General features: G+C 72.1%; 9 protein-coding genes. 6 read left to right on the top strand and 3 right to left on the bottom strand.

Annotation, left to right across the window (positions count from 1 at the left end; all coding sequences use genetic code 11):
• Positions 1–5: 5 nt before the first annotated feature.
• Positions 6–1010 carry a glucose-6-phosphate dehydrogenase (coenzyme-F420) gene (gene fgd, locus MMF94_RS07955; RefSeq protein WP_241035644.1) on the bottom strand — a complete coding sequence of 335 codons (1005 nt, stop codon included), beginning with the start codon at positions 1008–1010 and terminating at the stop codon, positions 6–8.
• Between the two features lie 154 nt (positions 1011–1164).
• On the opposite strand from fgd, the gene MMF94_RS07950 reads away from it, so the two are divergent.
• The 5 genes from MMF94_RS07950 (at position 1165) to recQ (ending at position 8402) form a co-directional block, all read left to right on the top strand.
• A complete protein-coding gene (locus MMF94_RS07950; protein ID WP_241035643.1) occupies positions 1165–2958 on the top strand; it encodes an ABC transporter ATP-binding protein in 1794 nt (597 codons plus the stop codon).
• Positions 2955–4874, top strand: a complete 1920-nt coding sequence (locus MMF94_RS07945) for an ABC transporter ATP-binding protein (RefSeq protein ID WP_241035642.1) — start codon at positions 2955–2957, stop codon at positions 4872–4874. Before MMF94_RS07950 ends, MMF94_RS07945 begins: the two co-directional genes overlap by 4 nt.
• A gap of 27 nt (positions 4875–4901) precedes the next feature.
• Positions 4902–5684: a YqjF family protein gene (locus MMF94_RS07940; protein WP_241035641.1), complete on the top strand. Its 783-nt coding sequence runs from the start codon at positions 4902–4904 to the stop codon at positions 5682–5684.
• 82 nt (positions 5685–5766) lie between these two features.
• Entirely contained in the window at positions 5767–6540 is a 774-nt protein-coding gene (locus tag MMF94_RS07935; RefSeq protein ID WP_241035640.1) for a GntR family transcriptional regulator, read from the top strand.
• A gap of 44 nt (positions 6541–6584) precedes the next feature.
• The gene (gene recQ, locus MMF94_RS07930; RefSeq protein ID WP_241035639.1) at positions 6585–8402 is read left to right on the top strand and encodes a DNA helicase RecQ; all 1818 of its coding nucleotides are present in this window, start codon (positions 6585–6587) and stop codon (positions 8400–8402) included.
• A 176-nt stretch (positions 8403–8578) separates the two neighbouring features.
• Here recQ and MMF94_RS07925 read toward each other — a convergent pair whose 3' ends face one another.
• Entirely contained in the window at positions 8579–9421 is an 843-nt protein-coding gene (locus MMF94_RS07925) for an aldo/keto reductase (RefSeq protein ID WP_241035638.1), read from the bottom strand.
• A 92-nt stretch (positions 9422–9513) separates the two neighbouring features.
• Positions 9514–11976: a GcvT family protein gene (locus MMF94_RS07920; protein WP_241035637.1), complete on the bottom strand. Its 2463-nt coding sequence runs from the start codon at positions 11974–11976 to the stop codon at positions 9514–9516.
• Between the two features lie 53 nt (positions 11977–12029).
• Here MMF94_RS07920 and MMF94_RS07915 point away from each other — a divergent pair, with 53 nt between their 5' ends.
• Entirely contained in the window at positions 12030–12968 is a 939-nt protein-coding gene (locus MMF94_RS07915; protein ID WP_241035636.1) for a choline kinase family protein, read from the top strand.
• Position 12969 lies beyond the last annotated feature (1 nt).

The following is a 12969-nucleotide window of genomic DNA, read 5'->3' as shown; positions in this document are numbered from 1 at the left end:
GTGTGTCAGGACAATGCGCGCAGCTTGGGCAGCACGTCCTCGGAGAACTGGGTGAGGAAGCGCTCCTGGTCCTGCCCCGGGCCGTGGAAGACGAGGTGGTTGAGCCCCGCGTCGATGTAGGGCTTGATCTGGGACACCGCGTCGTCGGGATCGGATGCCACGATCCAGCGCTTTGCGACCTGCTCGATGGGCAGCTCGTCGGCCAGCCGCTCCATCTCGACCGCGGAGTCCACGCTGTGCTTCTGCTCGGCCGTGAGCGACAGCGGCGCCCAGAAGCGGCAGTTCTCCAGCGCCGTCTCCGCGTCGCGGTCGTAGGACATCTTGATCTCGATCATCCGGTCGATCTGGTCGAGACTGCGCCCCGACGCCTCGGCGCCCTCGGTGACGGCCGGCATCAGCTTCTCGGTGTAGAGATCCATGCCCTTGCCGGACGTGCAGATGAAACCGTCCGCCGAGCGGCCGGCGTACTTCGCCACGACCGGCCCACCCGCCGCCACGTAGATCGGAACCGGCTGTTTCGGCTTGTCGTAGATGGTGGCCCCGACGGTGCGGTAGTACTCGCCCTCGAACGTCACGTCCTCGGACGTCCACACCTCACGCATGAGCCGGATCGCCTCGCGCAGCCGCGCGAACCGTTCCTTGAACTCGGGCCACTCCATGCCCGACACGGCGATCTCGTTGAGCGCCTCCCCGGTGCCGACCCCGAGCATCACGCGGCCCGGGTAGGCCTCCCCCAGCGTGGCGAAGATCTGAGCGATCACCGCGGGGTTGTAGCGGAACGTCGGCGTGAGCACCGATGTCCCGATCTGCACCCGCTCGGTGCGCTCCCCCACCGCAGCGAGCCACACGAGCGAGGACGGTGCGTGGCCGCCCTCGTGGCGCCACGGCAGGAAGTGGTCCGACGTCACCACGCTGTCGAGGCCCACCTCCTCCGCCCGTACGGCGTACTCCACGAGCTCTCGCGGCCCGAACTGCTCCGCAGAGGCCTTGTAGCCGATCCGCAACGTCACGTCCTCAGATCCTTCCTGACCCGGTCCGGTGCTTCTGTTGCCCAAGAGTGCTACAGCCCGGCCATTGACCTCTACTCGCATCGAGGTCGCACGGTTGCTGCATGAAAGAACTCGCATGCGTCGTTCGCCCGAAGTACCTACCGTCATCGGCGCCATGAGCGACGACTCCCAGCAGCCCCACCGGGCCACCCTCGGTGCCCTGCGCCGCCTCGCCCCGTACGTCCACCCTCATCGACATGCCCTGGTCGGCGGCGCCCTCGCGGCGCTGGCCGGCAGCCTCGCCGGGCTGGCCATTCCCCTCATCACCCGCGCCATCGTCGACGGCCCGATCGCCCGCTCCGAGCTGTCGGCGCTGCCGTGGCTGGTCGCGGGTGTGCTCGCCTTCGGGCTGCTCGAGGCGGGCTTGATGCTGCTGCGGCGGCGTCTCGTCGCCCGCCCCAGCACCCGCATCGAGGCCGACCTGCGGGCCGACCTCTTCGCCCACCTGCAACGCCTGCCCGTGGCGTTCCACGACCAGTGGCCGTCGGGGCAGCTGCTCTCCCGCGCGACGTCCGACCTCAACACGATTCGCTGGTTCGTCGCGTTCTCGGGGATCTTCCTCGTGGTCAACGTGCTGACCATGGTGGCGGGCGTGGCCGTGCTGGCCTGGCTCTCCCCCACGCTGGGGCTGGTCATCGGCGTCATCGCGGTGCCGCTCGTGGTGCTCACGCTCATGCTGGAGCGCCGCTACTCGGTCGCCGCCCGGCGCGCACAGGACCAGGCGGGGGACCTCGCCACGGTGATCGAGGAGTCGGCACTCGGCATCCGCGTGCTCAAGTCGCTCGGCCGGGGCCGCAGGCTCACCGCGCGGTTCGTCGCGGACGCTCGGGGGCTGCGCGGCACCGAACTGCTGAAGGTGCGGCTGCTCGCGGCGCTGTGGGCCGTGCTGGTGACGCTGCCCGAGGCGGCGATCGCGCTGATCCTGGGGCTCGGGGCCTACGGGGTCGCCCAGGGCACGCTGACGCTCGGCACCCTCGTGGCCGCGGTCACCGTCATGACCTACTTGTACTGGCCGATCGCCTCGATCGGCTGGCTGCTCGCCGAGGCGAGCAACGCCGCGGCCGCCACCCGGCGGTACTGGGAGGTCCGCGACGTCGTCCCGGCGATCATCGACCCGCCCGACCCGGTGCCCGCGCCGAACCCGGTGCGGGGCGAACTGGTCCTGCGTGACGTCTCCTTCGCCTACCCCGGTGGGCGCGGAGACGTCCTGCACGGTGTCGACCTGGCGCTGCGACCCGGGGAGACGATGGCGCTGGTCGGCGCCACCGGGTCGGGCAAGACCACGCTGACGGCACTGGTGGCCCGGCTCTACGACGTCACCGGGGGCGCGGTGCTGATCGATGGCATCGACGTCCGTGACCTGCGGCTGGCCGACCTGCGCACCGCCGTGGCCACCGCTTTCGAGGACCCGGTGCTGATCTCGGCCAGCGTGCGGGAGAACGTGGCTCTCGGACTCCCGTCCGCGTCGGACGAGCAGGTGTGGGAGGCCCTGCGCGTAGCGAGCGCCGACGGTTTCGTCGCGGCTCTGCCGTGGGGCCTCGACACCCGGATCGGCGAGCAGGGTATGTCGCTCTCGGGCGGGCAGCGCCAGCGGCTCGCCCTGGCCAGGGCGGTGATCGGGCGTCCGCCCGTCCTGGTGCTGGACGACCCGCTCTCCGCGCTGGACGTGCACACCGAGGCAGAGGTGGAGGCCGCGCTGCGGCGGGTGCTGGGAGGGGTGACGGCGCTGGTCGTGGCGCACCGGTCGTCCACCGTGCAGCTCGCCGACCGGGTCGCGCTGCTCGTCGACGGCCGGATCGCGGCCGTCGGCACCCACAGCGAACTGCTGGCCACGGACGCGGAGTACCGGCGGCTGCTGACGAGCGCACTGGACGACCTGACCGACGAACGAGAGGAGGTGGGCGCATGAGCACCGACACCGGCACGGAGACCGTGGCCGGCCGGGGCGCGGAAACGGGCCCGGAGCCCGCGACGGGCCCGGGCGCCGACGTCGAGACCTGGCGCGGTATCGCCGCAGAGGATGACGAGGCCGACGAGATCGACCGGACCACCGGGCTGCGGATGCAGCGTCGCGCCCGCCTGCTCGTCGGGGAGCTGCTGCGTCCGCACCGGCGCGCGGTGGTGCTCGCAGCGGTGCTGCTCGTCGCCGAGAACCTGGCGATGCTGGCCGGGCCCCTCCTGGTGGCCACCGCGATCGACCAGGGCGTGCCCGCTGCCCTCGCCGGGCGCCCCGGCCCGCTGGCCTGGTCCATCGCCGGGTACGCGGCCACCGGGATCGCCGGCGCGGCCCTGCGCTCGGCGTTCACGCTGCTGTCCGGCCGGGTCGGGCAGGATCTGCTGCTCGACCTGCGCCGCCGCGTGTTCGCTCACGGGCAGCGGCTGTCGCTCGACTTCCACGAGTCCTACACCTCCGGGCGGCTGATCTCGCGCCTGACCAGCGACATGGACTCGCTCACCGACCTGCTGGAGAAGGGGTTCGAAGGCCTGTTCGGGGCCGTGCTCTCGCTGGTCGGCATCACGGTGCTGCTCGTGTGGCTCGACCCGGCACTCGCCGCGGTCGTGCTGTGCGGATTCGTGCCGCTGCTGGTGCTCACCCGCTGGTTCCAGCGCAGTTCCCGGGCGAGCTACCGGCGCACCCGCAGCACGGTGGCGCGGCTGATCGTGCACTTCGTCGAGTCGATGAACGGCATCCGCGCCGTGCAGGCGTTCCGCCGCGAGCGACGCAACGACGAGATCATGGACGGGCTCACCACCGCCCACCGGGATGCCAACACGGCGGCGTTCCTCACGGTGGCGTGGTACATCGCGGGGGTCCGCCTCGTCGGCAATGTCACGCTGGCGCTCATCCTGCTGATCGGCGGGCTGCGGGTGCTCGATGGGACGCTGGCCCTGGGTGCCCTCACGGCATTCCTGCTGTACCTGCGCCGGCTGTATGACCCCATGGACGATCTGGCGCAGTTCTTCAACAGCTACCAGTCGGCTGCCGCCGCGCTGGAGAAAATCGCCTCGGTCCTCGACACGCCGGCCGGCGTGCCCGAGCCGGCGCGTCCGGTGCCGCTGCCGTTCCCCGTGCGCGGAGAACTCGAGTTCGACCGCGTCAGCTTCGCCTACCGCAGGGCCGCCGAGCGCACGGTGCTGCCGGAGTTCTCGCTGCGCATCCCGGCCGGGCAGACGGTCGCGCTCGTCGGGGCCACCGGCGCGGGCAAGTCGACGCTGGCCAAGCTCGCGGCGCGCTTCTACGACCCGGTCTCGGGCGCAGTGCGCCTCGACGGGGTGGACCTGCGCGACATCACCGACGAGGCGCTGCGCTCCGCGCTGGTGATGATCACGCAGGAGGCGTTCCTGTTCGCCGGTTCGGTGGCGGACAACATCGCGATGGGCCGGTCAGGGGATGTCGGGTCGCCCAGGCGGGCCGAGATCGTGGCCGCCGCCGACGCGGTGGGTGCACGGGAGTTCATCGAGGCGCTGCCCGACGGGTTCGACACCGACGTGCGCAAACGCGGAGGCCGGCTCTCGGCGGGGCAGCGCCAGCTCGTCTCGCTCGCCAGGGTGGTGCTGGCCGATCCGGCGGTGGTGTTGCTCGACGAGGCCACCTCGTCGCTCGACATCCCCTCGGAACGAGCGGTGCAGGCAGCGCTGGAGACCGTGCTCGCCGGGCGCACGTCGATGATCATCGCCCACCGGCTCTCGACGGTGCTGATCGCCGACCGCGTGCTCGTGGTGGCCGACGGCAGGGTCGTGCAGGACGGGTCTCCGGAGGAACTGCTCCGCGGTGGGGGCGAGTTCGCCGACCTGCACGAGGCATGGCGCGCGTCGCTCGCCTGAGTGCGGGCGCTAGCCCAGGATGGACGGGTGCGCCCGCCCGCCACGCCCGAGCCGGTCTCCGTCGACGCGCCGGCGCTGCCCCGGCCGCACCTGCTGCGGCAGCGCTGGCGCGACGTCACGTTCCTGCACTGGGCGGTCCGGCCCGACGAGGTCGCCCGGTTCCTCCCGCCCGGCGTCGAGCCCGACGTCCTCGACGGGTGGACCTACGTCGGGCTCGTGCCGTTCCGCATGTCCGGCACCGGCTTCGCGCACGGGCCGGCCATCCCCTGGGTCGGCTCGTTCCTGGAGACCAACGTGCGCCTGTACTCCGTGGACGCCACGGGGCGGCGCGGAGTGGTGTTCCTCAGCCTCGACGCCGAGCGGGCGGTCGCGGTGGCCGCCGCCCGCTCGGTCTTCGGGCTGCCCTACCGGTGGGCGCGGATGCGGTTCGTCGCCGACGGCGACATCCACGGCGACATCCGCGGTTACGCGACACGCACCCAGTGGCAGGGGACGGCGCGCAGCCGGATCGTCGTGCGGGCCGGCGCCGAGGCCGTCGACGGCCCGCTGGAACGCTTCCTCACCGCACGCTGGGGGCTGCACGTCGCCCATCTCGGCTGCACCTGGTACCTGCCGAACGCCCACGAGGCCTGGCCGTTGCGGACGGCGCAAGTGCTGGAGCTCGACGACGGGCTGCTCGCCGCGGTAGGCCTCGGCGCGCTCGCCCGGCGCCCGCCCGACCACGTCGCGTTCAGCGACGGCGCCTCGGTGACGTTCGGGATGCCGGCCCTCGCGACCACCCCGCGACGGCACGGTGGGCCGGCCGAGTAGCGGCGCCCGCCATCCGGCCGCAGGGCCGGACCGCCGGGCGAAGATCCATCAGTGCCTGACCAGGCACGCCTAGGCTGTATACGTGTCGACTGAGCTGCTCGATCGCGCACCCACGCTGGACCGCCGGCACGGGCTGCCGGTGCACACCCAGATCGAGCAGTGGCTCATGAACGAGATCACGCACGGCCAGATCGCCACCGGCGACCGCCTGCCCGGCGAGCGGGCCCTGGCCGCGGCGCTGCGGGTGAGTCGCATGACGTTGCGCCAGGCCTTGGACGGGCTCGCCCGCCGTGGGGTGCTCATCCGCCAGCCGGGCCGCACAGGCGGGGCGTTCGTCGCCGAACCGAAGATCGACTGCGACCTCACGGGGCTGGCGGGGTTCACCGAACAGATGCGCCGGGCGCATCGGCGGGCCGGCGCCGAGGTGCTGTCGGCGTGCACGATCGCCGCCGATCAGGAGGTGGCGGCGGCGTTGTGCATCCCGGTGGGCGCGGCAGTCCACGAGCTCGTGCGGGTGCGCTCGGCGGATGGCACCCCACTCGCTCTGGAGCGGTCCTGGCTGCCCGCCGAGCACCTCGCCGACCTGCTCGACCACCCGCTGACAGGGTCGATCTACGACCTGCTCGCCGACCACTTCGGGCTCGCTCCGCACACCGCGGTGGAGTACCTGGAGTCGGTCAGCGCCGGCGCGGCCGACGCCGCTGCGCTCGGGGTGCCACGTGGCACCGCCCTCATGAGCGTGGAGCGCGTCGCGCAGTCAGTGGCCGGGTTACCCGTCGAGTTCGCCCGTGACGTCTACCGCGCCGACCGGGTGCGGTTGATGGTGCGCACGGACGTGCGCAGCCGCCAGGACTGACAGTTCGCCGACGGGCGGGCGCGGGCGGAGCCTACGATCACGGGGTGACGCTCCCCCGGACGGCCGACGCGCACGAGGTGCTCCACCGGATCTTCGGCTACGACACGTTCCGCGGGAACCAGCAGGAGATCATCGAGCACGTGTGCGGAGGCAGCGACGCCCTCGTGCTCATGCCCACCGGCGGTGGCAAGTCGCTGTGCTATCAGATCCCCGCGCTGGTCCGCGACGGTGTCGGCGTCGTCGTCTCGCCGCTGATCGCGCTGATGCAGGACCAGGTCGACGCCCTGCTCGCGCTCGGTGTCCGTGCGGGCTTCCTCAACTCCACACAGGGCCCCGACGAACGGCGGGCGGTCGAGACCGCGTTCCTCTCCGGCGAACTGGATCTGCTCTACCTCGCGCCCGAGCGGCTGCGCGTGGAGTCCACCCTGCGCCTGCTCGGCCGCGGAAAGATCGCGCTGTTCGCCATCGACGAGGCGCACTGCGTGTCGCAGTGGGGCCACGACTTCCGCCCCGACTACCTCGCGCTCTCCCAGCTGCACGAGCGCTGGCCCGACGTGCCCCGCATCGCGCTCACAGCCACCGCCACCAAGGCCACCCACGCCGAGATCGCCACCCGTCTGGGCCTGGACGACGCTCGGCATTTCGTTGCGAGCTTCGACCGGCCCAACATCCAGTACCGGATCGCGCCGAAGGACGAGCCGCGCCGCCAGCTGCTCCACCTCCTGCGCACCGAGCATCCCGGCGACGCCGGCATCGTCTACTGCCTCTCGCGCAACTCCGTGGAGAAGACCGCGGAGTTCCTCGCGGCGCAGGGCCTGACGGCGCTGCCGTACCACGCCGGGCTCGACGCCGGCACACGCGCGGCCAACCAGTCCCGGTTCCTGCGCGAGGACGGCGTGATCATGGTCGCCACCATCGCGTTCGGCATGGGCATCGACAAGCCCGACGTGCGGTTCGTCGCCCATCTCGACCTGCCCAAGTCGGTGGAGGGCTACTACCAGGAGACCGGCCGCGCGGGGCGTGACGGCCTCCCGTCCACAGCATGGCTCGCCTACGGGCTCGCCGACGTCGTCCAGCAGCGCAAGATGATCGACGACTCCGACGGCGACCTCGCCCACCGCCGCCGGCTCTCCCAGCACCTCGACGCGATGCTCGCGCTCTGCGAGACCGTCGAGTGCCGCCGGGTTCAGCTGCTGAACTACTTCGGGCAGCAGGGCACGCCGTGCGGCAACTGCGACACGTGCCTCGTCCCGCCCGAGTCGTGGGACGGCACGGTCGCCGCGCAGAAGGTGCTCTCCACCGTGTTCCGGCTCGACCGCGAGCGGCGCCAGAAGTTCGGGGCCGGGCAGATCATCGACATCCTGCTCGGCAAGCGCACAGCGAAGGTCGAGCAGTTCGACCACCACTCGCTCACCGTGTTCGGGGTGGGCACCGAGCTGACCGAGGGCGAGTGGCGTGGAGTCGTCCGCCAGCTCATGGCACAAGGCCTCTTGGCGGTGGAGGGCAACTACCAGACGTTCGTGCTCACCGAGGCCAGTCGCGGTGTGCTGCGCGGCGAGCGACAGGTGATGATGCGGCGCGATCCGAAACGCCAGGCGCAGGGGCGTTCCCGCTCGGCGCGGGCGCCACAGGCAGAGCTGCCCGCCGCCGCGGCACCGGTGTTCGAGCGGCTGCGTGCCTGGCGCGGGGCCACCGCGAAGGAGCAGGGAGTGCCCGCCTACGTGATCTTCCACGACGCCACGCTGCGGGAGATCGCCACGCGCATGCCCTCCACCACCGCCGAGCTGGGCACGATCAGCGGGATCGGGGAGAACAAGCTCGCCAAGTACGGCGAGCAGGTGCTGCAGACCCTCGCAGGCTGAGCCCGGGTTCGGCTCACCTGCAAGCCCCCAGCACAGCGGTCCTCCCAGCCCAGCGGCGCCGGCCGATCCGAAAAGTGATCCCCCTTCGCCCCCACCCGCACTTCGGAGCCGTAGTGCTGTTGTAGCCCACCTCCCCACAGCACTCCGGCTCCCGAGTGACGAGGGCGGGCCGTGGGTCAGAGCACCTCGAGTGGCTGAGGCCGGCGCGGCGGCGGGAACGCGGCGTCCAGCACCGCGAGATCGTCGCCGGTGAGTGTAATGTCGCGGGCCGCCGCGTTCTCCCGGACGTGCTCCGGGTTGCCGGAGCGCGGGATCACGATCGTGCCCGGCCGGCGCAACGCCCACGCCAGCGCGATCTGGGCGGGTGCCGTGCCGTGCCGGCGGGCGACCTCGCCCAGTGCTGGGTCGCCGAGCAGCCTGCCCTGCTCGATCGGTGAGTAGGCCATCACCGGGACGCCGTGCTCGGCGCACCACGGCAGCAGGTCGTACTCGGGGCCGCGGCGGGTGAGGTTGTAGAGGATCTGGTCGGTGGCCACCGCCGCACCGCCGGACAGGTCGTACAGCTGCGCCATGTCGTCCTGGTCGAGGTTGCTGACTCCCCAGCTCCGGATGGCGCCCGCGTCGAGCAGGTCGGTGAACCCGGCGATCGTCTCGGCGAAAGGCACGCGCCCCCGCCAATGCAGCAGGTACAGGTCGATCCGGTCGGTGCCGAGGCGGCGCAGGCTCTGCCGGCACGCCTGCACGGTGCCAGCGCGGGTGGCGTGGTGGGGCAGCACCTTGTCGACGATGAACACCTCGTCGCGGCGACCGGCGACGGCCTCGCCCACGAGTTGCTCCGCCGCACCGTCGCCGTACATCTCGGCCGTGTCGATGACGGTCATGCCGAGGTCGAGGCCCAGGCGCAGCGCCGCGACCTCGTCGGAACGCCGTCGGGGGTCATCACCGAGGTACCAGGTGCCTTGGCCGAGCGCCGGCACCTCCTCGCCCGACGGCAACGTCACGGTGCTGGGACCCGCCATCGCCTGTACCTCCCTGTCGTGGCTGCGCCGCAGTTCTGGCCGCCATTCTCGCCGGTCCCCACGCAGCCCCATGATCGGACGCACCCCGGCGGTCAGCCGTCGGCGCGGATACGCTCGCCCTTCGGGTCATAGAGGATCGGCGCCGCCACCGTGGCGTCCACCCACGTGCCGTCGACCTGCACCGCCACCGATGTCCCCTCGGCGGCGCCTGCGGGCAGGTAGGCATAGGCGATGGAGCGAGCGACCGTGTAGCCGTATCCGCCGGAGGTCACCCGGCTCACGACCTCGTCCGCGATGCGGACCGGCTCCCCGCCCAGCGCGACCATGCGGGGGTCATCGAGCACGAGGCACTGCAGTCTCCGGGTGACCCCTCGCGCCCGGTCGGCCAGCAGTGCCCCGCGCCCGACGAACTCGCCATCACCGTCACTACGGCGGACGGCGAAGCTCAGACCGGCCTCGTCCGGGGTGGTGTCGGGTCCGATGTCGGCACCCCACACCCGGTAGCCCTTCTCCAGCCGAAGGCTCTCGATCGCCCGGTACCCACCAGGGCGCAAGCCGTGGGGAGCACCGGCCTCGACGAGCGTGTGCCAGAGCGCGGCGCCGTACTCGGTGGAGCAGTAGAGCTCGAAGCCCAGCTCCCCGACGAACGTGACACGCAGCGCGCGCACCGGGACGTCCCCGACCGTCGTCTCCCGCATGGACGGGTAGGGGAAGTCGGCGTTCGACAGGGACGCGGGCGTGAGCGGGGCGAGCACGTCACGGGCGCGCGGTCCCCAGAGCCCGAAGCACGCCCAGGCGCCGGTCACGTCGGCGAGGCGCACCTGAGAACCGATCGCCCGGGCCTGGCGGCGCAGCCATCCGAGGTCGTGCGGCCCGAACGCCGTGCCCGTGACCACGAGGAACTCCTCGGGGCCCGCCCTGGTGACGGTCACGTCCATCTCGATGCCGCCGCGGTCGTTGAGGGCCTGCGTGTAGACGACGGCGCCGGGTGCGCGGTCGGTGCGACCGGCGAAGACGTGACGGCAGAACGCGGCGGCGTCCGCGCCGGAGATCTCGATCTTCGAGAAGGAGCTCTCGTCGAACAGGCCGACGGCCTCCCGCACGGCGACGTGCTCGGTCTCGACGCAGGGCGACCAGTGCCTGCCGGCCCATCCGCGCGGTCGCAGCTCCTCGGAACCGGGTGCGGAGTAGTGGTTCACCCGCTCCCAGCCGGCCTTCTCCCCGAACACCGCGCCGTGCGCCGCGTGCCACGGATACGCGGGCGATGTGCGCAGCGGGCGCCCCGCCGTGCGCTCCGCGGCGGGGTAGCGGATGTCGTAGTAGCTCTCGTAGTTCTCCCGCACACGGGCGAGGGTGTAGCCGGGCGAGCGGTGGTGCCGGTGGCCGAAGCGGCGCACGTCCATGTGCCACAGGTCGAGGCCGGGGTCGCCGTCGAGGATCCACGCCGCCATCACGCGCCCGACGCCCCCCGCACCGGCGATCCCGTGCGCGCAGAACCCGGCCGCGACGAAGAACCCCGCGACCTCGGTCTCCCCGAGGCAGAACTCGTTGTCCGGGGTGAAGGCCTCCGGTCCGTTGATCATCGACGCCACGCCGGTGTCGGCGAGCACCGGGACGCGGATCTGGGAGTTGGCGAGGATCTCCTCGAACCGGTCCCAGTCCGGTGGGAGCAGCTTGCCGTTGAAGTCCGGCGGGACCGCGTCGACGCAGCGGGCTGTGGCGGTCCACGGCGCGCTCCGGCGCTCGTAGCCGCCCATCACCAGCCCGTCGATCTCCTGGCGGTAGTAGACGAGCAGGTCGGGGTCGCGCAGCGACGGCAGTGAATGATCGGGCAGCGAGCCGGGCGGCAGCGGCGCCGTGACGACGTACTGGTGCGACATCGGCACCACCGGGACCCTGACGTCCACCAGGCGCGCGATCTCGGCGGCGAACATGCCTCCGCAGTCGACCACCACCTCGCACTCCACGTCCCCGCGGTCGGTCCGGACGCGCGTCACCCGCCCGTCCACCGTGTCGATGCCGACCACCCGCGTCTGCTGGGTGATCGTCGCTCCCCCGGCCCGTGCGAGGGCCGCGAGGGCGTAGCAGAGCCGCGCCGGATCGACCTGGCCGTCGGTCGGCGTGTAGGCGGCCCCGAGCACGCCCTGGGCCGACATCAGCGGGAACAGCTCGGTCGCCTCGGCGGCGGAGATCAGGTCGAGTGGCAGGCCGGAGCGCTGTGCCCAGCCCGCCTGCCTGCGGATCTCCTCGAGACGGGCGGGCGAGGACGCGAGCCGCAGCGAGCCGGACTCCACCCAGCCCGGGGCGTGCTCGGTCTGCTGCAGCCTGCGGTAGAGCTCGACCGACCAGCCGTTCATGGTGGTGAGCGCCGGGTCGGAGCGCAGTTGGCCGACCAGTCCCGCCGAGTGGAACGTGGATCCGCTGGTGAGCTCCGCGCGCTCGATGAGCAGGACGTCCCGCTCGCCGCGCTCGACGAGGTGGAACGCCACGCTCGCGCCGCCCACTCCCCCACCGATCACCACAACACGGGCTCGGCCGGGGAGCGCTTGCGCCATGGCCGCGACCTTACGGTCTAGACCGTTCCCGGCGCGAGCCCTACCATCCACCGATGCGCGTGCGGACCATGGCGGTCGATCCCGCCACCGACGCACTGCTCGACTCCATCCCGTGCACGGCTCGCCGCCCCCGCACGGTCGAGGAGCTTCCCGGCGGCCTCACCAACCGCAATCTCAAGGTCACCAACCCCGAGGGGTCCTGCGTCGTGCGCATCCCCATGCAGGACGGCGGTGGACTGCTGGGCATCGACCGCGAGAACGAGTACGCCAACTCGGTCGCCGCCGCGCAGGCAGGAGTCGGTGCACCCGTCCTGCACTACCGCCCCGGCACCGGCCTGACCGTCGGGTACCTGCCCGGCCGCACGCTCACCGACGAGGATCTGCACGACCGCGAGGTGCTGCGCCTCGTCGCGGCAGCCTGTCGCCGGCTGCACTCCGGGCCGCGCTTCGCGGGCGACTTCGACATGTTCGACGTCCAGGCCCGCTACCGGCGCATCGTCGCCGAGCACGGCTTCCGGCTGCCCCCTCGCTACGACGAGTTCGCCCCGCTGGTGCCGCGGATCCGAGCGGCGCTCGGCCCCCGGGTCACGGTGCCGTGCAACAACGACCTGCTCGCCGCCAACCTCCTCCTCTGCCCGGACGGGAGCGGTGGCCGGCAGGTGCGGATCATCGACTTCGAGTACTCCGGCAACAACGACCCGGCCTTCGAGCTGGGAAACATCTGGAGCGAGGCCGCGCTGCCGCCCCCGCTGCTGAACGTGCTCGTCGCCGCCTACCACGGGCGGCCCTCTCCCCGGCAGGTCGCACGCGCCCGGCTGTTCGCGCTGATGGCGAAGTACGGCTGGATGTTGTGGGCCTCGATCCAGCACGGCTCCAGCCCGCTGGAGTTCGACTTCTGGTCCTGGGGCATGGAGAAGTACGACCGTGCCGTCCAGGAGTTCGACGGACCCGACCTCGAGCACCTGCTCGTGGCCGCGCGCCTACCCGACTGAG

Source organism: Pseudonocardia alaniniphila (assembly GCF_022524485.1).
Lineage (GTDB): Bacteria > Actinomycetota > Actinomycetes > Mycobacteriales > Pseudonocardiaceae > Pseudonocardia > Pseudonocardia alaniniphila.
The sequence above is the reverse complement of the archived record's forward strand: the minus strand, read 5'-3'. Positions and strand labels throughout refer to the sequence as shown.

What these genes read in the sequence shown, in the direction of transcription:
- MMF94_RS07950 (WP_241035643.1), top strand. Translation starts at nt 1,165, where the DNA reads ATGAGCGACGACTCCCAGCAGCCCCACCGGGCCACCCTCGGTGCCCTG.
- MMF94_RS07945 (WP_241035642.1), top strand. Translation starts at nt 2,955, where the DNA reads ATGAGCACCGACACCGGCACGGAGACCGTGGCCGGCCGGGGCGCGGAA.
- MMF94_RS07925 (WP_241035638.1), bottom strand. Translation starts at nt 9,421, where the DNA reads ATGGCGGGTCCCAGCACCGTGACGTTGCCGTCGGGCGAGGAGGTGCCG.
- MMF94_RS07920 (WP_241035637.1), bottom strand. Translation starts at nt 11,976, where the DNA reads ATGGCGCAAGCGCTCCCCGGCCGAGCCCGTGTTGTGGTGATCGGTGGG.
- MMF94_RS07915 (WP_241035636.1), top strand. Translation starts at nt 12,030, where the DNA reads ATGCGCGTGCGGACCATGGCGGTCGATCCCGCCACCGACGCACTGCTC.